The following is a 23,582-nucleotide window of genomic DNA, read 5'->3' as shown; positions in this document are numbered from 1 at the left end:
TTTTTTCATAAACGGAATAGGGCTTTACTTTTATGTATTAAAGATTATAATACATTCGTATATGAAAATGAAAGAAAGAGGAGAAAAAATGTTTTCAAAAAAGCTCAGGAGTATTCCTCCGGCTGCAAAAATTGCTATTAGCTTTATATTTGTGATCGTTATAGGATCAGTTTTATTATCACTTCCTATAAGTAATCTTGAAACTTCAGAAACAACTTACTTCGACAATTTATTTACAGCCGTCTCCTTGGTTTGTGTAACAGGCTTATCCACATTACCTATTGCAACATCGTTTACTCTTTTTGGTCAAATTATTTGTATCATTCTCATGCAGATAGGCGGACTAGGATTAATGACCATACTTGCTACACTAATTATGAGAATGGGTAAAAAGATGCGTTATTCAAATACGATAGCGGTCAAAGAAGCCCTTAACCGTGATGAATTAGGTGATTTCAAGACATATTTAACATCTATCCTTAGATACACTTTTGTGATTGAAGGAGTAGGGATGTTCTTGTTAGCTTTTAGATTTGTACCAGATTTTGGGTTAGCTAGTGGGCTGTTTGTCTCTTTATTTTTAGCCGTCTCAGCTTTTTGTAATGCGGGCTTTGATAATATTGGTACGCAAAGTTTGCAAGAGTACGTTCATGATCCATTAGTGAATTTAGTGGTGACTACTTTGATTATTCTGGGTGGTATCGGTTTTTCAGTTTGGTTTGACGTTACGTATAATGTCCAATCTATTTTAAAGAACAAGGCTAGAGGCGGGTTGAAACGATTGTATCGCAAGTTGAAAACTCATACTCGATTAGCTATCAATATGACAGTGGCTTTGATTGTTATCGGAACAGTGGTCTTTTTACTAGTTGAATGGAATAATCCTAATTCGATTGGGAGTTTCACAGTTGGGCAAAAACTATTAGCTTCCTTTTTCCAAACTGTAACAATGAGAACAGCGGGATTTGCTACACTTGATTATGAACTAGTAGAACCTTTTTCATTATTATTTTTCATAGGTGCAATGTTTATCGGCGGATCTCCCGGTGGAGCAGCAGGTGGGATCAAGACTACGACTTTTGCACTAATAGCGTTGTTGATCGTAAGTGAAATTAAAGGGCAAAAACATGTCAACTACGCTCATCATACGATCCCATTTGAAACTGTCCGTCGCGCGATCGTGGTTGTTGTAACCTTTACTTGTTTTTTATTAGCTGGTGTCAGTGTATTAATGCTAGTAGAAGATCAACCGTTCTTGTTTTTACTGTTTGAAGCAGTGTCTGCTTTGGGGACAGTGGGTGCTAGTGTGAATTTAACGCCAGAACTATCACATATTAGTCACGTCGTGTTAATGATTTTGATGTTTGTCGGCAGAATCGGACCTATTACCATATTATTGAGTTTGAGTCGCAAAAGTAGAAAGACAAAAGATCAATTGTATGCAAAGACAACAATTTTAATTGGATAGGAGAACATTGAAATGCCAGTAAAAACGATCGGTGTATTAGGCCTTGGAGTCTTTGGATCATCAATTGCTAAAGAATTAAGTGAATTCAATTGTGATATTATTGCAGTTGACATAGATTTGGATAATATTGAACGCATTGAACCTTATGTGACCCAAGCCGTACAAGGAAATATCACAGATTTGAATTTTCTAAAAAGAATCGGTTTAGAAAATTGTGATGTAGTAGTGGTTGCAACAGGTACGAGTTTAGAAGCCAGCGTTTTAGCTATCATGAATTGTAAAAAATTAGGTATCCATTCAATCATTGCAAAAGCGAAAAACAAATCTTTTATGGAAGTCCTTTATGAAATCGGTGCAACCAAGGTAATACGTCCTGAAAAAGAAGCTGGAGCTCGGGTTGCTAAGAATTTTTTAAGAAGGCACATCACCGATATTGTCGATTTGGATGAAGATTATGCAGTCATCGAATTTAAACCGCCCGTTCGTTGGATCGGAAAAACATTTGAGGTTTTAGATTTACGTCAAAGATATGAAATCAACATTATTGGGATCAGAAAAACAGGTCAAAAACGGATGGATGTCTCTTTCAGCCCAGATTACCATATAGAAGAAGGTATTATTCTCGTTGGGATAGCAGAGTCGAAAGTATTTGAACGTTACGATTACTTGAATAAATTAAAATAAGCGATTTATTTATTGAATGATCGGTAAATGAGTTGTTTTGATCAGCAAACAGGTTTTGGGCAAATGTCCCAGACCTGTTTTTTGGAACGTGGGTTATGTTAAGAAATCACTAAATCTTTTTATCGAAAGCTGTTCCAAACTACAAAAAAGAAGTAAGGCATGGTAAACTAAGTATGATAAGGGGAATACCTTGTCGTATAAAACAGTATATTAAATCTATAAAAAAGTGGAGCAATCAGCTCAACTCATACGAAAGGGTATTAAATACTATGTTAATTGAAGAAATTAAGAAGCAGTTCCCAAATTTGATCATAAAAGAAAATGAACCTTTGTCTCTTTATACGTATACTAAAACAGGCGGTCCGGCGGATATCTTGGTTTTTCCAAAAACAGCAGAAGAAATTAAAGATGTTGTAATGTGGATAAAAGAAGAAGCATTACCATTGACTGTTTTAGGAAATGCAAGCAATCTAATCGTTAAAGACGGTGGCATACATGGAGTCGTCATGATATTAACGGAGATGAAACAGATAATTATTGAAAATAAAAGAATCAGTGTTCAAAGTGGAGCACGTTTGATCGATACTTCATATGCAGCTTATGAAGCTGAACTGACGGGGTTAGAATTTGCATGCGGGATCCCTGGGAGCATTGGCGGAGCAGTTTATATGAATGCTGGCGCTTATGATGGTGAAGTGAGTGAAGTCATTGAATCAGTCACAGTATTGACACGTGAAGGTGAATTAAAGACATTTGACAACCAAGAGTTAGAATTTGGTTACCGTCATAGTCGCATTCAAGAGATCCAAGATATCGTCTTAGAGGTTGTTTTTCAATTGAAAAAAGGACATTCTGCCGATATAAAAGAACGAATGGATGAATTCACCTTTTTAAGAGAGTCTAAACAACCTTTAGAATATCCTTCATGTGGCAGTGTCTTTAAGCGCCCAACAGGATATTTTACTGGAAAACTGATTCAAGAAGCTGGTTTACAAGGGAAAATATGGGGTGGAGCTCAAATTTCGATGAAACATGCAGGATTTATTGTAAACATCAATCATGCAACAGCAACAGATTACATCGAATTGATCCACCATATCCAAGAAGTCATTTTCGAAAAGAATAGTGTTGAATTGATAACCGAAGTAAGAATAATCGGAGAAGAATGACCAGTAAAAAAAAGTTTGATAAAGCAAATAAAAAATTGTGTTCGGCAGAAGCTGAGCACAATTTTTTATTTGCTTTTTAGTTAAAAGGATTTATACTATAAAAGGTTGTGGTAAACATGCAGTTTACTGTGAGTGAACATTAGTGAGTCTTAGTTTACTATCAGTAAACTAAGACTCAAAGGAGAGCTTTCATGGAAATTGGGAATCAAATAAAAAACTTAAGGATCCAAAAAAATTTAACACAAGAGGAATTAGCAGAACGCACCAATTTGAGCAAAGGATACATTTCTCAAGTTGAGAGAGATTTAAGCGTCCCATCAATGGAAGTTTTTTTTGATATCTTAGAAGTTTTGGGGTGCAGCCCAAGAGACTTCTTTGATGAAAAACAAGAAGAGCAACGAGTAGTGTATACAAAAGATGAGATGACTGTCTATGAAGATGACGAGAAAGGCTATGAGATCAAATGGCTTGTTCCGGGATCAAATGAAAATGAAATGGAACCTGTTTTTCTGAAATTGACTGAAAAAGGTCAATTTAAAGAATTTAGTCCTTCATTAGCTGAAACATTTGGCTTTGTATTAGAGGGCGAAATTTGTATCGAGATAGGTTTGAAACGGTATTTTGCTAAAAAAGGAGAATCTATTTATTTTCATGCTACACAAAAGCATCAGATCATTAATCACGGTAATGAGGAAAGTTTATTGTTACTAGTAGTCACCGATTCTTATCTTTGAGCACACGAAATTTCTAGAGTAATAAAAGTTCCTCTTAAATATTCACAAACAAATTCTTCTACTTAAGAAAAAAATCAGGATAGTCCATCAACATGATTTGTTGATCAACCAATAAAATTTACTATAAGGGAGTAAGAGAAATGACAGAGAATGCAATTATTACATTTGAAAAGGTAATAAAACAATACGAGGATGACGATCCGGTTTTGAAAAATATCAATTTTGAAATTGAACGTGGTAAATTTTATACTTTGCTTGGACCATCTGGTTGTGGAAAAACAACGATTCTAAATTTAATTGCCGGTTTTACTGAAACTTCAGAAGGAACGATTACTTTAGAAGGTAAAAAAGTTAATGATGTACCTGCAAATAAGCGCAAAGTAAATACAGTTTTCCAAGATTATGCGTTATTTCCGCATATGAATGTCTTTGAGAACGTAGCTTTTGGGTTAAGAATCAAAAAATTAGACAAAAAAGTTATCAAAAATAAAGTAGAAGATGTGTTGAAAATGGTTCAATTATCGGGCTACGAAGACCGTGCGATCAGCGAAATGTCTGGCGGACAACGTCAAAGAGTAGCTATTGCGCGTGCATTAGTGAATGAACCAGAAGTATTGCTATTAGATGAGCCGTTATCGGCTCTCGATTTGAAATTGAGAACAGAAATGCAGTATGAGTTGCGTGAATTACAACAACGTTTGGGAATCACGTTTGTTTTTGTTACACATGATCAAGAAGAAGCTTTGGCCATGAGTGATGAGATTTTTGTGATGAAAAACGGCGAGATCATTCAAAGCGGTACACCAGTAGATATTTATGATGAACCGATCAATCGTTATGTGGCAGACTTTATTGGGGAGAGCAATATCATTAAAGGCACAATGGTCCAAGACTATGAAGTTGCCTTTGTTGGGCATACATTTGAGTGTGTAGATGCGGGAATGAAGCCAAATGAAAAAGTAGAAGTCGTTTTACGTCCAGAAGATTTAGTCTTAACCACAGTCGAAAAAGGAAAGCTGTCAGTCAAAGTAGACACGCAATTATTCCGCGGTGTGCATTATGAGATCATCGGCTATGACCAAGACAACAATGAATGGATGGTGCACTCGACTAAAAAAGCGGTCGTTGGAAATGAAGTAGGCTTGTACTTTGAACCAGAAGACATCCACGTTATGCGATTTAATGAATCAGAACAAGAATTTGACGCTCGTCTTGAAAGTTACGAAGAAGAATAGGAGGAGAAAAATGACAAAAAAAGCTAATGTATTCTATTTTATACCCTACACCTTTTGGTTGCTCTTATTTGTTGCTGCTCCTTTGATCTTGATCGTATATCAATCTTTTTTCAACGTTGATGGGCAGTTTACTTTAGGGAATTATCAAACATATTTTCAATCAGGTACCTATCTTAGAATGACCTTGAATTCATTTTGGTATGCTTTCTTGATCACCATATTTACATTATTCATTAGTTACCCAACGGCGTATTTGTTAAGCAAAACAAAACATAAACAATTATGGCTCTTATTGATTATTTTACCAACATGGATCAATTTATTATTGAAAGCTTATGCCTTTATTGGGATTTTTAGTGCAAATGGAACAGTGAACGACTTTCTTTCTTTTGTAGGAATAGGAAGACAGCAAATTTTATTTACCGATCTTAGTTTCTTGGTTGTTGCGACATATATTCAAATCCCATTTATGATTTTACCTATTTTTAATGCACTTGAAGAAATGAATCCTTCATTTATCAGAGCTAGTCGTGATTTAGGCGCAAATAGTTTTGAAACATTTAAAAGAGTAGTATTTCCTCTGACCCTTAATGGCGTTAAAAGCGGTGTTCAAGCGGTCTTTATTCCATCGTTATCACTCTTTATGTTGACCCGTTTAATTGGCGGAAACCGTGTCATTACGTTAGGTACAGCTATTGAACAACATTTCTTAGTTACACAAAATTGGGGAATGGGTTCAACGATCGGCGTGGTATTGATCATTGCAATGATCCTCATCATGCTCTTTACGGGAGAAAAGAAAAAGAAAGGGGCAGTTCGTAAATGAAAAATAAACGATTTAAATGGTCTAATCTGTATCTTATTGCTGTGTTCGTCGTTTTATATTCACCAATCGCCTTTTTGATCTTTTACTCATTCAATGATGGTGGAACAATGAACAGCTTTACCGGCTTTACATTAGACAATTATATAGCAGTATTTGAAGATACACGTTTGATTGGGATCGTTTTGGACACGCTTCTTATTGCATTGTTGTCCTCTTTGCTAGCTACTATTATTGGTACATTTGGAGCGATTGGGATCTACTTCTTGAAGAAGAGGAAAACCAGGAATGCCGTATTGAGCTTTAACAATATTTTATTGGTTTCACCTGATGTTATTATTGGAGCTAGTTTTTTGATTTTATTTACCTTTATTGGATTTCGTTTAGGCTTCATATCTGTTTTATTGTCACACGTTGCTTTTAGTATCCCAATCGTTGTCTTGATGATTTTACCTAAATTACAAGAAATGAACGACACAATGCTCAAAGCCGCGCGAGATCTTGGTGCGAATACTTGGCAAGTAATGGGGAAAATTGTTTTGCCAAGTATCGCTCCAGGTATTTTAGCAGGTTATTTTATGGCTTTCACTTATTCACTGGATGATTTTGCGGTAACCTTTTTTGTAACAGGTAATGGTTTTACAACCTTAGCAGTCGAAATCTATTCAAGAGCGCGACAAGGAGTCAGCTTAGAAATCAATGCTCTAAGTGCTTTGCTGTTTATTTTCGCTTTGATTCTTGTTATTGGTTATTACTTTATCCAACAACACAATATGACAAAAAAACAAAAAAATAAAAAACAACAACATGCTGAGGCGGTGGGCATGCGATGAAAAAATTAGGTGTTATGATAATCGTTATTTTAGCTATTTGTGGCGGATTATATGTTGGTGCCAATCAATTGGAAAAGGCCCAAGGAATTACAGGAGAAAATAGTTTGAATTTGTATAACTGGGGAGATTACATTGATCCAGAATTGATCACTAAATTTGAAGAGGAAACGGGTTATAGAGTAACCTATGAAACCTTCGACTCTAATGAAGCTATGTATACAAAAATTGAACAAGGGGGAACGAATTATGATTTGGCCGTCCCTAGTGAATACATGATTGAACGAATGATCGATGAGAACTTGCTGATTGAATTGGATCACTCAAAGATAAGAGGTCTCGATAATATTGATGCTCAATTTTTAGATCAGCTGTTTGATCCAAATAACCACTATTCTATTCCTTACTTTTGGGGGACCTTGGGGATCATTTACAATGACAAATTCATCGATGAGAAGGCTATCCAACATTGGGATGATTTGTGGAGTGAAGAATTAACAAATGAGCTTATGCTGATCGATGGAGCGCGTGAAGTTATCGGATTGGCATTAAATAGTGAAGGACATTCTTTGAATTCAAAAGATGATGATCAATTAGCAGCAGCCGCTGTAAAATTAGAAAGTTTGACCCCTAATGTAAAAGCCATTGTTGCGGATGAAATCAAAATGTATATGATCCAAGAAGAGGCCGCAGCAGCTGTAACTTTCTCAGGAGAAGCTTCTGAGATGTTATGGGAAAATGAAAATCTGCATTATGTCATTCCAAGTGAGGGATCAAACTTGTGGTTCGATAATTTTGTTATTCCAAAAACAGCTAAAAACTTTGATGCAGCTTATGCCTTTATTAATTTTATGCTGGAACCAGAAAATGCAGCCCAAAATGCAGAGTACGTTGGTTATTCTACACCTAACAAAGAAGCGATGAAACTTTTACCGAGTGAGATAATAGAAGACGAACAATTCTATCCAAATGAAGCAACGATGGAAAATCTAGAAGTATATGAAGATTTAGGATCTGAATACATCAGCATCTACAACGACTACTTCCTAGAATTCAAAATGCACAGAAAATAAAAGGATGCTGAACTTCCCGTTTAGGCACGCAGCGATTTTCAAGAATTGAGAATAAGAGAAAGGGTTTGTTATCAGAAAATTGATGACAGATTCTTTTTTATTCTATATATCGATTGTTTGAAAAATAGTGTTGGTGCTCCAAAAGAAATTACTTCTGGAATAACGGGTTTGCTTGTGGAGAGCCATGGTACCGCCTTGAAGCCTTTGGTCTTCCAGTCTTTCAAGCCTCAAACAGAGCGTAGTCGCTGAAGCGATAACGCTTTGTAATTCGCATTGAATACTTTACATGGCTACAAGCAACTCCTATTCCGCCAGAAATTTCAAGTAAGTGACCAGACTAATCTATGAATACCAAAAATTATAGCCTCATATCGATTGTTTGAAAAATGGTATTGGTGCTCCAAAAGAAATTACTTCTGGAATAACGGATTTGCTTGTGGAGAGCCATGGTACCGCCTTGAAGCCTTTGGTCTTCCAGTCTTTCAAGCCTCAAACAGAGCGTAGTCGCTGAAGCGATAACGTTCTGTAATTCGCATTGAATACTTTACATGGCTACAAGCAACCCCTATTCCGGCAGAAATTTCAAGTAAGTGATCAAACGAATCTATGAACACCAAAAATTATATACCCTATATATTTGAATCATAAAAGGTTTGATTTATTTTTGTTCTATGACCTTACATTGACCTTACATTTTTAAGGATGAGGCTACTTTTAGAACTAATATTTCGATAGGTAATGAGGTTTGGATCTATATCTCAGTCTCTTTTTACTGATTTTGTTCATGTTAGCGCTCTATATATTTGGTATTATGCTATACTGATAAAGAATAAAAGCGTGAAGCAGAAGGAGTAAAGATAATGAATTTAAAACAACAAGTTGGAGAAAAAGCTGCAGAATATGTAAAAGAAGGTATGGTAGTGGGTCTGGGAACTGGATCAACTGCTTATTATATGGTTGAAGCCTTAGGGAAACGTGTCAAAGAGGGACTAACTATTACCGGAGTGACGACTTCAACTCAAACAAAGGAGCAGGCGGAAAAGTTAGGCATTCCGCTAAAAACCATTGATGAAGTTGAAACAGTTGATCTAACGATCGATGGTGCAGATGAAATTGATGCTAATTATCAAGGCGTAAAAGGTGGAGGTGGGGCTCTTTTATTCGAAAAAATCGTTGCAGATTATTCAAAGAAAGTGATATGGATCGTCGATGAGAGTAAAATGGTCAAAACGTTGGGTGCATTTCCTTTACCCGTAGAAGTAATGCCTTATGGCAGCCAACAATTAGTGCGCATTTTTGAAGGGAAAGGTTTCTATCCAACAATGAGAAAAAATGAGGATGGAGAAAACTATCTAACAGATGGTGGACATTATATTATTGATTTGCATATGACCAAAATAGAAGATCCGCAATCATTAGCAGAATGGTTAGATGGCTTGACAGGGGTAATGGAACACGGATTATTCTTAAACCGGGTAAATACTATTATTGTAGGACATGAGTCAGGGTTAGAAATCATAGAAGCTCGGTAATCAGCAGCTAAAATGGCTGTTATCCATTAGAAATACTCTACAAATAAGAAACTATTGAGAAAAGAATTCTAGTAATTGTGATAAAAAATCAATTCAAATAGAGGGGTACAAGATAATGAGAATGGTTGACTTAATTACAAAAAAACAACATGGAAAAGCATTAACGACTGAAGAAATAAATACGATGATCGAAGAATACACAGCAGGTAAGATCCCAGATTATCAAATGAGTGCAATGTTGATGGCAATTTACTTTAAAGATATGGATGACCGTGAAAAAAGTGATTTAACCATGAGTATCGTCCATTCTGGAGAAGAAATCGATTTATCAGCAATCAAAGGAATCAAGGTAGACAAACATTCAACGGGTGGGGTAGGCGATACGACAACGCTTGTTCTAGCGCCTTTAGTTGCTAGTTTGGGTGTCCCAATAGCTAAGATGAGCGGACGTGGTCTGGGTCATACAGGCGGAACAATTGATAAGCTAGAATCGATTCCAGGTTTCCATGTAGAATTGACACAAGAAAAATTTATTGAATTAGTAAATAAAAATAAAGTAGCAGTTGTCGGTCAATCGGGCAATTTAACACCGGCAGATAAAAAATTGTACGCTTTAAGAGATGTGACAAGTACTGTTGAATCAATTCCGCTAATTGCAAGTTCGATCATGAGTAAAAAAATTGCGGCAGGTGCAGATGCGATTGTTTTAGATGTGAAAACTGGGGCAGGAGCTTTCATGAAGACAACAGAAGATGCTAGATTATTAGCTCATGCTATGGTACAGATTGGCAATAGTGTCGGACGCAATACAATGGCCGTTATTTCTGATATGAGCCAACCTTTAGGTTTTGCAATTGGAAATGCTTTAGAAGTTAAAGAAGCAATCGATACTCTAAACGGTAAAGGTCCAGCTGATTTATTAGATCTATGTTTAACATTGGGTAGTCAAATGGTTCATTTAGCTGGTATAGGAAAAGATTTAGATGAAGCAAGATCATTATTAGAAGAGTCAATTGAAAATGGGAAAGCTTTAGAGAAATTCAAAACCTTTGTTGCTTCTCAAGGTGGAGATATAAGTGTTATAGATAATCCGGAATTATTGCCAAAGGCAGAGTATCAAGTAGATATTTTAGCAAATAGAGCTGGATATATTTCTGAAATCATCGCGGATGAATTAGGGATCGCTGCTATGATTCTAGGAGCAGGACGTGCTACAAAAGAAAGTGAAATTGATTTAGCAGTGGGGATCGTCTTACATAAAAAAGTTGGCGATGCTGTTAAAAAAGGTGAAGCATTATTAACGATCCATACAAATAAAGAAGAAATACCAGAAGTTGAACAAAAAATCTGGGAAGGTATCACAATAGCAGATTCAGCTGCACCGATTCCTCTTATTCATGAAGTGATCACTGATTGATCAAAAAAATGCATAAAAAGAATGTTGAGATTTTCTCAACACTCTTTTTATGTTATGTTTTATCCGGATCTGAAAATAAGTAGTGAAGCGTGAAAAGGATGATCCCAAAAATATTGATAATCAAAATAACTCCTAGTAGAGCGTGTAAGATGGCCCAAAATCCGCCACTATAAACAGCTGTTTTAAGTGCTGGAACAAAAAAATACACCAAAAAATAAAAGACACTGATAAAAAAAGAGCTGAAAATAATTCTTTTTAACATACACTTCAACTCCTTTCATTAGTCGTTCAATAAGTTTACATTATCAAAAGTTAGAGTGAGATACAATCAAAATTAAAATGAAAAAAATTAGTGTTTTGATGTAATAGCTGTTATGTGTCTGTTTAGGAGGGAGAAGAATGAAAAAACAAGATTGGTTGGATGGGTTAAAAGTAATCTATCCGGTCATCATTAGTTATGTACCTCTCGGTTTAGCCGGTGGCATGGTTTTGTATGATGCCGGGTTCAATGCTCCAACTATTTTTCTAATGAGTCTGCTTGTATTTGGAGGAGCTGCTCAATTTATGGCTGCTTCGATGGTAAGTATGGGTGCTTCTATTTCAGCAATTATAACAATGACGTTCTTTTTAAATCTACGTCATTTATTGATGAGTTCCAGTATGTCGGGGTTTATTAAAAAGCCGTCTTTACCTTTCACCCTAATTTTTAGTCACACCCTTGCGGATGAATCGTTTGCTATAAATTACAATCAATTTAAAAATCAAGAATGGACTCCTAATAAGGCGTTGGCAACCAATATTTCAGCTTATTTGACTTGGTCACTAAGCACGGTCGTTGGAGGAATGCTTGGAAGTGCTTGGGAAATTGATACTACCATTATAAATTATGTTTTGATCGCTATGTTTATCAGTTTATTGGTCAGTCAATTTGTATCTAAGCTGTATATTTTTGTAGGATTAACGGCCGGTGTATTAGCGGTATTATTCATGATTCTGTTGCAGCATACGATTGCCTTGGTTATTGCCGCAATTCTAGCTTCTTTTATCGGATATTTTGCTGATGGATACTTGATGAACAGAAAAATGAACACAAGAGATGAGGGTATCAAAGATGACTAGTCAACAATTGCAGTTGATTTTGGGTATGGCGTTTGTCACCTATCTACCTCGAGTGTTGCCATTACTTGTTCTAAGTAACCGATCGATTCCAGATAAAGTTTCAAAATGGATGTCATTTATCCCAGTATCTATATTTTCAGCTTTGATTTTTTCGGATATTTTCTTTTGGAAAAACCAATTCAATATAAATCCGATCATTAATATAAAGCTTTTGCCGTCTATTCTTGTGTTCTTTGTAGCCTATAAAACAAAAAACCTGTTACTGTCTATGGTATTTGGAATTACAGCTATCACATTAATGGTCTATCTTGTTTGAACTTAAAAAAAGTTGCTATTTAAATGAAGTCTAAAAAGCGACAATTACTTTTCGGAAATAGTATACTAAGAGAGGTCTATAATTTATAGTGGTGGAACACCAACACTATTTGTTAAACAACTGCTAAAAAGGATAAAGGTTGTTACTTGAGAGGACGAACTAAAATGATTTATAAATGTGATGAAAACCAACGGGAAGAATTGCTGAATTTTTTATATCAAGAACCGAGTGTGAATTTATTTGCGATTGGCGACATTGAAACTTACGGGTTCGAGCATTTTGATTTAGATGTTTGGGTTTATGTAGATAGCAAGGATAAAATCAACGGTGTATTGGTTCGCTATAAGGATAATGTCATGCCTATTCATGGCAAGGTGTTTGAAGGGTTCGATACATTTTTACCTTTGATCCAGAGTCTAACGCCTTTATACATATCCGGAAGTGAGGAAGTCATTACTCAATATGAAGAAGAATTTGAGCAATATGAAAAAGAAGAGACCTACTTATCTGAGTGCAATGAACTAAAGTTAGACGCTCCGTTAATTCAACAGGTTGCGCCTTTAGAAAAAGAGGATATTGCGGCATACCTTGATTGTTTAAAAGAAATCGGCATGAAGAAGCAACAAACAATGGAAGAAATCACAGATGACTTGGAACGTGATTTGAATACGATCCAAGTCATCAAAGATGAAACCGGTAAAATTATTTCAACAGGAAGAATTGCAGTTGAAACAAAACTTTCAGCGATGATAATGGCTGTTGGTACGGTTGAAAGTTACCGTGAGAAGGGCTATGCAACAGCTATAGTAGCCACTTTGGTGAATTATTGTACCGCGAAGAATAAAACGGCTTGTTTATTCTATTCCGATCCAGATATTGGACGATTGTATCAACACTTAGGTTTTGAGGACACACACAAATGGATCATACTAAAAAGTAAAGAGTAGCTTAAAAATCAACAAAATAAATAAAAAAGAAGGTTAGAAATTCATTTGCGAATTTCTGACCTTCTTTTTGGCATGCTGTAAATAAGCGGGATCAGCGATTCTGTGAAGAACGATTAGCAAAAAGCGATGCATCAATATTGCGAACGTCACACCAATCCTTTACTTCTCCTAACAAAATCACATCTGTTTGATTTAAGTCATTGATCGATTTTTTCCCAAGTAGCGTCATGATCGATGCAATTTGTTTTTTCCAAGCGTTTACTTCTAAAATCGTAGCTTCTACACCATCTCTTAGAGCCATATGCAAGAAAAGTCCTGAGATTCCTACTGCTCGTGCCCCTAGAGCTAAAGACTTAACAATATCTAAAGGATCGCGTATACCACCTGAAGCGAGTATTTCGATTTTATCAATGAAAGGCTGTGCTTCTATTAAAGAAATAACGGTTGATTGTCCCCAATCTTCTAGATAGTCAAATTTGTCACTAACACGGCGGTAGTTTTCGATTTGGGCAAAGTTTGTTCCACCTTGACCACTGATATCAATGGTCTGTACCCCGATTGAAGATAATTGCTGAATCGTTTCACGGCTCATACCAAAACCCACTTCTTTAACAATAACCGGCACAGATACTTGTTGAACGATTTTTTCTAGATCCGTTAACCAGTTGGAAAAGTCACGGTCGCCTTCTGGCATAATGATTTCTTGAGGCGAGTTGATATGGATCTGTAATGCATCTGCTTGGATCAGATCAACAGCTTTTTTAGCATTCTCCAAAGTTTGACCGGCACCAAGATTGGCGAAAAGTTTACCGTTAGGATTGGTTTCTCTAATGATCGTAAAACTGTCTTTAACAGAAGGATCTTTAAGAGCAGCACTAATCGAACCGGTGGCCATAGCAATACCCGTTTCACGAGCAATCAAAGCTAGTTTTTCATTCACTTTTTTTGTCCAAGAGCTTCCACCAGTAATGGCATTAATGTAGAAAGGGGAGTCCATATCTAATGTAGCAAATGAAGTGGAAATAGCTGCATCAGCTACGCTCATTTCTGGAAAAGAATGATGAACAAAACGGAAAGAATCAAAATCAGACTTTCTAGTCTCTTTAGCAAACTTTTCGGCTAATGAAACATGTTCGTTTTTTCGATTATTCGTTGGTTTCATAATAGGATCCTCCAAAAATTTTTTATCCTTAAAAAAGAATTATTAAAAATCTGTTTTTTTGTATACATGTAATGGAAGATTAATAATGCCTTCTTTTTCCCAATCTGTAATAAGTGATAATAAACCTTCTTTTCGATTGAAAATGACAATTCCGCAATCGCCTCCGCCAGCACCAGAGGATTTAGCAGCTCCATTGAAAGCTTCTGCCATTTCACATAGCTTTGTCAAAGCAGGAGTCTCGATCGTAACAGATGTATCTTGACTCATCTGAAGTAAAAGCTGACGATTTTTTCGGATCTGACGTTGGATCTCGGCTACATTTTCCTCTTGAAAAGCATGGATCAGAGCATTAACACATTGTTTGCTTTGTTCCAAAAAGGTTTCATAGGCCATAGTATCTTGGCTACGTTTATTGGTAACTGCATCCACTAAATGTGAAGTAGATGCAGGAGAACCTGTCCATCCGATAACCAGACGTAAATCTTTTGGTGGCGTTAATGGCGTAAAAGATAAATGAGGCCACTCTAATTCAAGTAATTCTTTTACAGTGTTGTGTTCTTTTTGTTCCAATACCCATTCAGGGTCGAACGTCGTAAAGGCCAACCAACCACCATAAACACTAGCTGCTACATCGCCACAAGATCCATTGCTTTTAACAGATAAATGAGCCAAAGCAGCTAACTTAAAAATAACATTTTTACTAACAGTGATGTCATAGAAGCGACACAAAGCTGTTACAGTAGCTACTGTGACGGCTGCACTTGAACCTAAGCCATATTTTTTTCCTTGTGAGCTGTCCAATTCACTGTCAACCGTTAAATGATAGAAAGATAATTCTTTTCCTTGTTCTTTTGCGTATTCTTCGGTCAAACGAATAGCAGCTAGAATATAATGAAAAGGATTTTCTCGTTTATCAAGTACTAAACGATCATTTTCACGTTGCCATAAAATGGGAAGGTTCCCATACTGAAAAGAGGTGATACTGCCAACATGCTCAGATATTTCAAGTGATACGGTAATAAATTGATCAACAGCTACCAAGATAGCTGGGTAACCTGGTTCAACAACGGCATATTCGCCCGCAATGTATAATTTGCCCGGTGCAGAAGCTTCAATCATACTGTAATTCCTCCTAAGTAATGAACACTGTTTTTTTTCAATCTGTTAGAGTGAAACTTCTTTTAAGTCACTTCCAGGACCAGAGATAATCAGTTGTTCTTCATTAAAATAATTTAGAAAAGCTGTTTTTATTTTTTGGCTATCAGATAAACGGCAAAGAACTTTAACATTTGGACCAGCATCCATTGTGAAGTAGCAAGGAATTCCTTGCTTGCGTAATTGCCTTACGAGTTGCATAGCTACAACACTATCCGGTTCCCAATAAGAAATTGGCGGGTTGGCTCCTAACATAGTTCCATGCATTTTCATGCCATTGCTTTCTGTGATCTCGCCAACTTGTTCAAAGTCTTGATCACGGATAGCTTTCTTGATATTCACAAGATCAACTGCGGTGCTTTCGACCCATCCTGAATAGAAAGGGGATGTTGTGACAGTTTGTTTCATTCCTTCGCGACTAGAAAGTTCTTTTTGTTTTTTGTTTACAACGACTACGACCATACCGATATCCCAATCGGCATCGTCTACTTTTACAGCATAAGAATCTGCTGATGAAGTTCCTTTTTGCCATTCTACAAAGCCGCCATAAACACTGCGGGTAGCTGACCCAGAACCTTGTCTTGCAAAGATAGAAAGTTCTTGAGGAGAAAGGTTTAACCCAGTCGCTAAATTAGCGGCTCCAGCTAAAGCAGCCATCCCAGAAGCAGAAGAAGCTAGACCAGCAGCGGTAGGCACATAATTGGTACTTCTGATGGTCGCGGGTGTTTTTAAACCCGCTGTTTCTCTAAACAAATTTAAGAAGCGGCTAACTTTTAGTGTAGCAGCTTCATCTTGAATTTTATCATTTAAGTAAAAGGTATCTTTTTCACAAGATGCATCAAAAGATACGGCAGTTTCTGTATAAAAAGCATCTAAAGTGAGCGATAGACTACTGCTCGTGGGTAAGATAAGAGCATCATCTCGCTTTCCCCAATATTTAATCAAAGCTATATTTGTATAGGCACGTACTTTTCTTGCGTTGCTCAACTTAGTCATCTCCTAATGGGTGTGTCCATGTATTTACAGCACCAGCATCCAATAAAGCAGCTGAAATACGTGCAGCTGTATCTTTGTCACTGGCTAAAGCAATCATACAGCCTCCGCGTCCACCGCCAGTTAACTTTGCTCCTAGAGCTCCATTAGTGCGTGCTGTGCGCACTAAACGATTCAACGTGTCATTGCTTACACCTAAAAAGTCAAGCGTTTCTTGAGCCGTATCCATAGCCAGTCCTAATTTTACAGGAATATTAGCTTCAATTGCAAGTTTCGCTTGTTTGGCCAAATCACCTAGTTGGTGAATAGCGTCCATCGTTAGTTTTTTATTTTCTTGCTTTAATCGAGCAATACTAGCAACAGCATCTCTAGTTTGGCCTTTTAGACCGGTATCCGCCACAATCAAATAAGCTGACACTGACAAACGAAAGGGAGCAAAAGGTTCACCCTTTATGTAGTAAAGAGGGTGTCTGCCACTTGTCATGGCCGCATCTAAGCCGCTTGGGTTTCCATGAGCAATCGTTTCAGATATGTTTGCCAACGACAGGAGCCTATCATCTGTTAGTTCGGTTGAAAAGTAAGAGAACAATGCACGAACCATTGCAATAGCTACGGCAGCACTCGAACCCATACCTCTTTCAACAGGAATCGTACTTTCGATGGTCAGCCTGAAATCTTTTAGTTCCTGTTTTAATTCACTGATCGTTGATTCTACAACAGCAATCAGATTTTTTAAATGTCTGGGTGCTGAAGATAAGTTTCCTTGATAATAAACACAGTCTAGTTGGACCGGACCTTCAGTTTCTGTAATAGTTACTTGGGTGTGTGTTGCAGGAAAAGGAATAGCTATAGCAGGTTCTCCATAAACTACAGAGTGTTCCCCCATTAAAATAATTTTTCCGTTAGCAGTCCCTGTTGCAGGTTGAGCAATATTCAACATGTTGTAACTCCTTTATTCCGTAGTAAATGTATTTGATTTAAATTGCTGTAAGTTAAAGTTGAGGAATTTTTTCTAAAACAAACTGTGAAATTTCCCTAGCGTATCGATCATTTATAGACATTTCTAACAAAATAATGCTATACCAAATTATATTTTACACTATAGATAAGATATATGGCTAGTTAAGTTTCTTTTAAGACAAGCGTTTTTCTAACAACTGGAGAAGAAAAACTATAAAAAGAGAAGTAAATTTGGTACAATAGTTCGGAAGTCTAGGAACTCGGAGGTCTTATAAGTATATGAAAGATTCTGCTACATTTCATATCATTGAACGTGAAGAATGGAAGAAATTAAACAGTGATAGTATAGCTCCATTGTCTTCAAAAGAATTAGAAGAGTTAAAAGGGTTAAACGACCAGATTTCTATTACTGATGTTGAAGAAATCTACATACCAATCGTTCATGTGTTGGATGTATACTTAAAAAATTATGAGCAGTTACAAATTAAAAAAAATAAATTTTTAAAGAATGAAACAACTCCAAAAACTTATATTATCGGCATTGCTGGAAGTGTGGCTGTTGGAAAGAGCACGACTGCACGGTTATTACAAACCATGCTCTCAAGAGTATACAAAGAAAAATCGGTTGAAATGATCACGACAGACGGTTTTTTGTATCCTAATGAAACATTGCTGAAAAAAGGGATCATGAACCGCAAAGGATTTCCAGAGAGTTATGATATGAATCGATTGATCTCTTTTTTAGGTGATGTTAAAAGTGGGAAATCATCTGTTGTTTCACCAGTATATTCTCATGAGTATTACGATATTATTGAAGGTGAAGAATATAGGTTAGAACAACCAGATATATTGATCGTGGAAGGTATCAATGTGTTACAACTTCCTGCAAATCAACAAATCTATATCAGTGATTTCTTTGATTTTTCTGTTTTCGTAGATGCTGAAGCAAAATTAATAGAAAAATGGTATTTAGAACGATTTGGCCTATTATTAGAAACAGCGTTTAAGAAACCGGGAAATTATTATTATTCTTATGCACAAGGCGAGCGAGAAGCTGCATTTGAAATGGCTCGCGGTGTATGGGAAAATGTGAATTTGAAAAATTTGAAAGAATATATTTCTCCTACTAAAAACAGAGCGGAATTGATCATCCATAAGACAGAGAATCATTACATCGATCAGCTTTTATTAAAGAAATATTAGAGTAGAAAAGGGATACATCAACTGTATGGTTGACCAATAGTCAATTAGTCGGTAAAATGAAAAAATAGATTCAAAATAATAATATGGGGTGGACTACGTGGTAATGGTTACAGATTTAGCAAATGTTGAAAAAATGGTAGTACTAGATTTTGGAAGTCAATACAACCAACTAATTACAAGACGTATCCGTGAATTCGGAGTGTACTCTGAATTACTTTCTCATAAAGTAACAGCTGAAGAATTAAAAAAAATGAATGTCAAAGGGATCATTTTTTCTGGTGGTCCAATGAGTGTTTATGATGAAGGCTCTTTTTCTGTTGATCCTGAGATCTTCAAAATGGGTATTCCTATTTTAGGGATTTGTTACGGAATGCAACTAATGACAACTGCATTAGGCGGAAAAGTCGAAGGCAGTGAAAATAGGGAATATGGTAAAGCTAGCATTGCGATCAATGATCAAAAAGCGCCTTTATTCAATTCACTAGCTGAAAATGAAACAGTTTGGATGAGCCATGGAGATTTAGTTACTCAAGTTCCAGCAGGTTTTGTTGTTTCAGCAACTAGTCCACATTGTCCAATTGCTTCAATGTATGACCCGAAAAAGAATTTTCATGCTGTTCAATTTCACCCTGAAGTACGTCATTCAGAACATGGAAATGAAATGCTGAAAAACTTCACCTTCGATGTCTGTGGATGTGAAGGTAACTGGAGTATTGCTGATTTTATCGAATCAGAAACAGCAAAAATCCGTGAAACAGTCGGCGATAAAAAAGTATTGCTTGGATTATCAGGCGGAGTAGACTCAAGTGTTGTAGGTGTGCTTTTACAAAAAGCTATCGGCGATCAATTGACGTGTATCTTTGTTGACCATGGTCTATTGCGTAAAGGCGAAAGCGAACAAGTAATGGAAAGCTTAGTTGGAAAATTTGGCTTGAACATTATTCGTGTCGATGCGAAAGAACGCTTCATGGCTAAACTAAAGGGCGTCAGTGATCCAGAGCAAAAACGTAAGATTATTGGAAATGAATTTGTCTATCTCTTTGATGATGAAGCAACGAAGCTTCAAGGTGTTGAATTCTTAGCACAAGGAACGCTTTACACTGATGTGATCGAAAGTGGAACAGATACTGCTCAAATGATCAAATCACACCACAATGTCGGTGGACTTCCTGCTGACATGCAATTCAAATTGATCGAACCGTTAAATACATTATTTAAAGACGAAGTTCGTGAATTAGGAATCCAATTAGGAATGCCTGAAAGCCTTGTATGGCGTCAACCTTTCCCAGGTCCTGGTCTAGGAATTCGCGTTATTGGTGAAATAACAGAAGAAAAACTAGAAATCGTCCGCGACAGCGACTTTATTCTAAGAGAAGAAATTGCGGCTGCCGGTCTTGACCGTGACATCTGGCAATATTTCACCGTTCTTCCTGGTTTCCGCAGCGTCGGAGTAATGGGAGATGGCCGTACGTATGACTACACTATCGGAATTCGTGCCGTTACGTCTATTGATGGTATGACAAGTGACTTTGCCCGCATCCCTTGGGATATCTTGCAAAAGATCTCTGTCCGTATCGTAAATGAAGTGAAACACGTTAACCGTATCGTGTATGACATTACCAGCAAGCCACCTTCAACTATTGAGTGGGAATAATAAACGAAAAGCTGTCAAACATTGATAACACAATGTTTTGACAGCTTTTTTATTTTTATTTAGTATTCAATCATATTAGCTGAGATAGCTGGAATTGTAATATTTCCTCCCATAGTTGATTCATAAGTGATAACACCTGCAGAAAAACCATAAATATTAATATAGTCGTCTTCAAGTACACGAGAATCTAATATGTCTTTTTCGTATTCAACTAGCATAATATTATCGTAATCATCATTTATAGCAACACGTAATTGGTTAATAGTATCTTCACCTTCCATGACCTGAACAACTTTACCAGAAAATTTAACTTTTTCCAGTAAATAGTCATCTGGTGTACGAGCAATCTGTTCATAAGTAACGTCAGATTTATAAGTAGATGGATCATTCAATTCAGCTTCAGCTTTAGCGGCGGCCTCTTCTTCAGCTGCAATGGATTCAGACTCAGCTTTAGCTTCTTCTTCGGCTAAGATTGATTCTGATTCAGCTTTGGCTTTTTCTTCGGCTAAAATTGCTTCAGCTTTAGCTTTTTTATCTTCTTCTTTTTTCTTCGATTCAGCAACAGAAGCCGAATCTTCTTCGTTAGAATCTTTTACAGATTGACTAGATTCTGCAGAAGTTTTTTCAGTAGGTTCATCATTATTGTCATCAATAGAAACTCCAACTATAAACATAACAAAACCAGCAGCTATTGTGACTAAAGGCTTTTTAAAACTTTGCTTTGTAAAAATAGATGCAATAAACCAAATAACCCCAACACCAGCAGCTAAAAAACCAAATATCCCAATAAACAAAATATCTCCTCCTAATTATGTAATTATTATTGAAAGGCCACTTAACAATAATAATTAACATGTTATAATGTATGTATACTAATATATAGGCTCTAGCACTGTTATAAGCAGTAGTTAGGGCTTTTTTATTTAATATTACAGTTATCAATCATTATCAATAAACAATAGCGATTAATTTAATTATAACCTTAAAAAAAGATAACGCTATCATTATTTAATAACTAACGATCTTTTATTATTAAGAACAGCAAGAGGAGGTCAATTAAGAGTTTATTTCTATAATTAAACGTACTTATGAAGATGTTTAAACAAATCAGATAGATAGATCATTTAGTATCTTATTCAGTACATATTCTTGGCTTAGTGTTCCATCGAGTATTTTCTCATTTTCAAGATTGAGGTAGTCTTTCTCTAGCCACCAATCCTTCATTCTATCGGGTCCAAAATCTTTTGACTTATCCCTAGTAGAGTGACGTAAGACGGTTTCTTCAAATGAAAGATCGTAGTAATAAGCATGAATATGATATTCAAAACTATCGGCTAATTCTAAAAAGAGGTCTTTATATATTTTTGAATTAAAAATACCTTCAATAATGATATAGTCATATTTGTCTTTACCAAATGCAGCAATCATTTTCACTAAATCAACAGTTGGATTACCCACGAAATCTTTTGTATTTAAAATGTCTAATCTGATGGTATCTTGTGCGATGAGCATAACTTGTCCACGTTTAAAATGATTTCGCAGTAATTGCGCAATCGTTGTTTTTCCACTTCCTGAATTACCTCTTATAATGATTAGTTTAGATTTCATTGGTTTCTCCCATCTGCCGTTATCGTTATCAAGATTATAGCACTACTATAAAATGAAATACATTATGACGAACAAAAATAGTAGGATGATAAAATTATTGTTATAATCAATAGATAAACGAGTAAAAGGGGGAAGAAGATGATCATCGGAGCTACTAAAAAAGCACAACCTTTATTTTCAGCCTTACCAAGTATAGAGGATAAAGAATATGGGAAACAGTTTGCACAAATTAATCCGTTATTTTCATGGCATGCGAATTATATCAATGTGAACCGAAAGAAAGTGATCATTCTGCTCAATGATCAGACGTTAACGCCGATTATCCTGCAAGATATTAATGCACAAAAGAAAAAGCAATTGTCAGAGTTAATACCTGAAGCTATTCGGATTGCTTTTGAGATTGCAGGAATCTCATCTGAAAAAATTGACGAGTATTTAAAGCTTGCTGGAGATATCCAAGTGACTACTACCTCTAATCGTTCAGTGTTAGGAAGCGTCAATTTAGTGGCAGAAGAATTAAGTGATTTTAGATTAAATATCAATCAGACGATAAATAGAGAAGTGATGACCTATTTCAGTAATTATATTCATAGTAAATTGACTAAACAAGGGTACTTTAGTAGTGCAGAAGTGTTGCGAGAGGCGTTAAATAAATCACTTGAAGTGTTAGAAAGTGTTGAAACGGAGCCGTATTTGATTGAAAAGACCTGGGATTACAGCAAGTTTTCTCAAGTAGATACTTCAAATTTTTCGTCGTATCAATGGGAGACACATATAGAAGCATCAATTAAAAATAATGAAAAATTGTTAACAGCTTTTAAAGAGTATACGATTGCTGTAAAAGGTCTAAGTGAAAAAACTATAAAACGCCATATGGAAAACCTGGATTATTATCTAAATATTTATTTAATAGAGTATGAACAAGCAACCCCTTTAAACTCTACTGAGGCGGCAGGGAATTTTCTTAGTAGTTTTTTTGTAGAGAAAAGTTTAGCGAGTTCAAGTGCATCACTTAAGCAATGTGGCTCATCTTTGAAAAAACTTTACCAATTTTTATACGAAGCGGGTGAAATTTCTAAAAATTACCTCGCTGAAGTCAACGAGTCCATCAAATTGGGCGTTCAAGAAGGCGTCGAGTACTTAGGCTATACTGAAGATGGTGGATCTTGGTTTTAAAAGCTAAAAAGTACAGCAAAAAGTTAAAAGAGAATTTATCGCATATAAGCTAGTCAAAGTTATATAGCATAAGGTATCCATCGTATTGAGGCGATGTTTCGCTGCAAATTAAACTATATGCTATTCATTGCGTCCGCTAACAATATTTGCTACACTGTACCTAATAAATCGAAAGGTTGTGCCTAAATGGACACTATCTAAACAAATCGGAATTGAAGAAGAAATTTTTTTCTGCCATCAAGGTAGGTTTCTTTGCAACGGTTTTTTAGATAAATCATTTAAACAACTTTCGAATCGGGTATGGCCCTATTAATAGAAATAGGC

At 36.1% G+C, this 23,582-nt stretch carries 23 protein-coding genes; 16 read left to right on the top strand and 7 right to left on the bottom strand.

What is annotated here, in order from left to right:
* The first annotated feature begins 88 nt into the window (after positions 1 to 88).
* From BR50_RS02845 to BR50_RS02800, 10 genes are all read left to right on the top strand, one after another.
* Positions 89 to 1,468, top strand: coding sequence for a TrkH family potassium uptake protein (locus BR50_RS02845; protein WP_081884474.1), 1,380 nt, complete (start codon positions 89 to 91; stop codon positions 1,466 to 1,468).
* Positions 1,469 to 1,480: 12 nt separating this feature from the next.
* Entirely contained in the window at positions 1,481 to 2,152 is a 672-nt protein-coding gene (locus tag BR50_RS02840) for a potassium channel family protein (RefSeq protein WP_034546060.1), read from the top strand.
* A 269-nt stretch (positions 2,153 to 2,421) separates the two neighbouring features.
* Positions 2,422 to 3,321 carry a UDP-N-acetylmuramate dehydrogenase gene (gene murB / locus BR50_RS02835; RefSeq protein WP_034548904.1) on the top strand — a complete coding sequence of 300 codons (900 nt, stop codon included), beginning with the start codon at positions 2,422 to 2,424 and terminating at the stop codon, positions 3,319 to 3,321.
* A 191-nt stretch (positions 3,322 to 3,512) separates the two neighbouring features.
* Positions 3,513 to 4,055 carry a helix-turn-helix domain-containing protein gene (locus tag BR50_RS02830; RefSeq protein ID WP_034546058.1) on the top strand — a complete coding sequence of 181 codons (543 nt, stop codon included), beginning with the start codon at positions 3,513 to 3,515 and terminating at the stop codon, positions 4,053 to 4,055.
* 140 nt (positions 4,056 to 4,195) lie between these two features.
* Positions 4,196 to 5,290 carry an ABC transporter ATP-binding protein gene (locus tag BR50_RS02825; protein ID WP_034546055.1) on the top strand — a complete coding sequence of 365 codons (1,095 nt, stop codon included), beginning with the start codon at positions 4,196 to 4,198 and terminating at the stop codon, positions 5,288 to 5,290.
* A 10-nt stretch (positions 5,291 to 5,300) separates the two neighbouring features.
* On the top strand, positions 5,301 to 6,116 hold the full coding sequence (locus tag BR50_RS02820; RefSeq protein WP_034546053.1) for an ABC transporter permease: 816 nt from the start codon (positions 5,301 to 5,303) through the stop codon (positions 6,114 to 6,116).
* Positions 6,113 to 6,946, top strand: coding sequence for an ABC transporter permease (locus tag BR50_RS02815; protein ID WP_034546052.1), 834 nt, complete (start codon positions 6,113 to 6,115; stop codon positions 6,944 to 6,946). The genes BR50_RS02820 and BR50_RS02815 overlap by 4 nt, the downstream gene beginning before the upstream one ends.
* Positions 6,943 to 8,016 (top strand): ABC transporter substrate-binding protein, encoded by a 1,074-nt coding sequence (locus tag BR50_RS02810; RefSeq protein ID WP_034546049.1) that lies wholly within the window; start codon positions 6,943 to 6,945, stop codon positions 8,014 to 8,016. The genes BR50_RS02815 and BR50_RS02810 overlap by 4 nt, the downstream gene beginning before the upstream one ends.
* 860 nt (positions 8,017 to 8,876) lie before the next feature.
* The gene (gene rpiA / locus BR50_RS02805; RefSeq protein ID WP_034546047.1) at positions 8,877 to 9,548 is read left to right on the top strand and encodes a ribose-5-phosphate isomerase RpiA; all 672 of its coding nucleotides are present in this window, start codon (positions 8,877 to 8,879) and stop codon (positions 9,546 to 9,548) included.
* 115 nt (positions 9,549 to 9,663) lie between these two features.
* Positions 9,664 to 10,965 (top strand): pyrimidine-nucleoside phosphorylase, encoded by a 1,302-nt coding sequence (locus BR50_RS02800; protein WP_034546043.1) that lies wholly within the window; start codon positions 9,664 to 9,666, stop codon positions 10,963 to 10,965.
* A 52-nt stretch (positions 10,966 to 11,017) separates the two neighbouring features.
* Here the strand turns inward: BR50_RS02800 and BR50_RS02795 are convergent, their stop codons facing one another.
* Positions 11,018 to 11,227, bottom strand: coding sequence for a hypothetical protein (locus tag BR50_RS02795; protein ID WP_034546040.1), 210 nt, complete (start codon positions 11,225 to 11,227; stop codon positions 11,018 to 11,020).
* Between the two features lie 137 nt (positions 11,228 to 11,364).
* Between BR50_RS02795 and BR50_RS02790 the strand changes: the two genes are divergently transcribed.
* The 3 genes from BR50_RS02790 to BR50_RS02780 all read left to right on the top strand — a co-directional run bounded on the left by BR50_RS02790 (position 11,365) and on the right by BR50_RS02780 (position 13,347).
* Positions 11,365 to 12,084 carry an AzlC family ABC transporter permease gene (locus tag BR50_RS02790; protein WP_034546038.1) on the top strand — a complete coding sequence of 240 codons (720 nt, stop codon included), beginning with the start codon at positions 11,365 to 11,367 and terminating at the stop codon, positions 12,082 to 12,084.
* Positions 12,077 to 12,400, top strand: coding sequence for an AzlD domain-containing protein (locus tag BR50_RS02785; RefSeq protein WP_034546035.1), 324 nt, complete (start codon positions 12,077 to 12,079; stop codon positions 12,398 to 12,400). The genes BR50_RS02790 and BR50_RS02785 overlap by 8 nt, the downstream gene beginning before the upstream one ends.
* 164 nt (positions 12,401 to 12,564) lie before the next feature.
* On the top strand, positions 12,565 to 13,347 hold the full coding sequence (locus BR50_RS02780) for a GNAT family N-acetyltransferase (RefSeq protein ID WP_034546033.1): 783 nt from the start codon (positions 12,565 to 12,567) through the stop codon (positions 13,345 to 13,347).
* 91 nt (positions 13,348 to 13,438) lie between these two features.
* On the opposite strand, the gene fni is transcribed toward BR50_RS02780, so the two are convergent.
* The 4 genes from fni to mvk are packed head-to-tail and all read right to left on the bottom strand — an operon-like array spanning position 13,439 to position 17,588.
* On the bottom strand, positions 13,439 to 14,509 hold the full coding sequence (fni, locus tag BR50_RS02775; protein ID WP_034546031.1) for a type 2 isopentenyl-diphosphate Delta-isomerase: 1,071 nt from the start codon (positions 14,507 to 14,509) through the stop codon (positions 13,439 to 13,441).
* Between the two features lie 42 nt (positions 14,510 to 14,551).
* A complete protein-coding gene (locus BR50_RS02770; protein WP_034546029.1) occupies positions 14,552 to 15,628 on the bottom strand; it encodes a phosphomevalonate kinase in 1,077 nt (358 codons plus the stop codon).
* Between the two features lie 45 nt (positions 15,629 to 15,673).
* Positions 15,674 to 16,660 (bottom strand): diphosphomevalonate decarboxylase, encoded by a 987-nt coding sequence (gene mvaD / locus BR50_RS02765; protein WP_034546026.1) that lies wholly within the window; start codon positions 16,658 to 16,660, stop codon positions 15,674 to 15,676.
* Complete coding sequence (gene mvk / locus BR50_RS02760) at positions 16,653 to 17,588, bottom strand: mevalonate kinase (RefSeq protein WP_425429678.1); 936 nt, start codon at positions 17,586 to 17,588, stop codon at positions 16,653 to 16,655. Before mvk ends, mvaD begins: the two co-directional genes overlap by 8 nt.
* A gap of 308 nt (positions 17,589 to 17,896) precedes the next feature.
* Here mvk and coaA point away from each other — a divergent pair, with 308 nt between their 5' ends.
* Positions 17,897 to 18,820: a type I pantothenate kinase gene (gene coaA, locus BR50_RS02755; protein ID WP_034546020.1), complete on the top strand. Its 924-nt coding sequence runs from the start codon at positions 17,897 to 17,899 to the stop codon at positions 18,818 to 18,820.
* Between the two features lie 103 nt (positions 18,821 to 18,923).
* Positions 18,924 to 20,474: a glutamine-hydrolyzing GMP synthase gene (gene guaA / locus BR50_RS02750; RefSeq protein WP_034546016.1), complete on the top strand. Its 1,551-nt coding sequence runs from the start codon at positions 18,924 to 18,926 to the stop codon at positions 20,472 to 20,474.
* A gap of 59 nt (positions 20,475 to 20,533) precedes the next feature.
* On the opposite strand, the gene BR50_RS02745 is transcribed toward guaA, so the two are convergent.
* Positions 20,534 to 21,268 carry a hypothetical protein gene (locus BR50_RS02745; RefSeq protein ID WP_051905718.1) on the bottom strand — a complete coding sequence of 245 codons (735 nt, stop codon included), beginning with the start codon at positions 21,266 to 21,268 and terminating at the stop codon, positions 20,534 to 20,536.
* A 313-nt stretch (positions 21,269 to 21,581) separates the two neighbouring features.
* Positions 21,582 to 22,082 (bottom strand): AAA family ATPase, encoded by a 501-nt coding sequence (locus BR50_RS02740; RefSeq protein WP_034546013.1) that lies wholly within the window; start codon positions 22,080 to 22,082, stop codon positions 21,582 to 21,584.
* Positions 22,083 to 22,220: 138 nt separating this feature from the next.
* Between BR50_RS02740 and BR50_RS02735 the strand changes: the two genes are divergently transcribed.
* Complete coding sequence (locus tag BR50_RS02735; protein WP_034546011.1) at positions 22,221 to 23,258, top strand: DUF6933 domain-containing protein; 1,038 nt, start codon at positions 22,221 to 22,223, stop codon at positions 23,256 to 23,258.
* Positions 23,259 to 23,582 lie beyond the last annotated feature (324 nt).

Source organism: Carnobacterium alterfunditum DSM 5972 (genome assembly GCF_000744115.1).
In the GTDB taxonomy this organism is placed as follows: domain Bacteria; phylum Bacillota; class Bacilli; order Lactobacillales; family Carnobacteriaceae; genus Carnobacterium_B; species Carnobacterium_B alterfunditum.
This window is presented reverse-complemented; position numbering and strand designations above follow the sequence as displayed.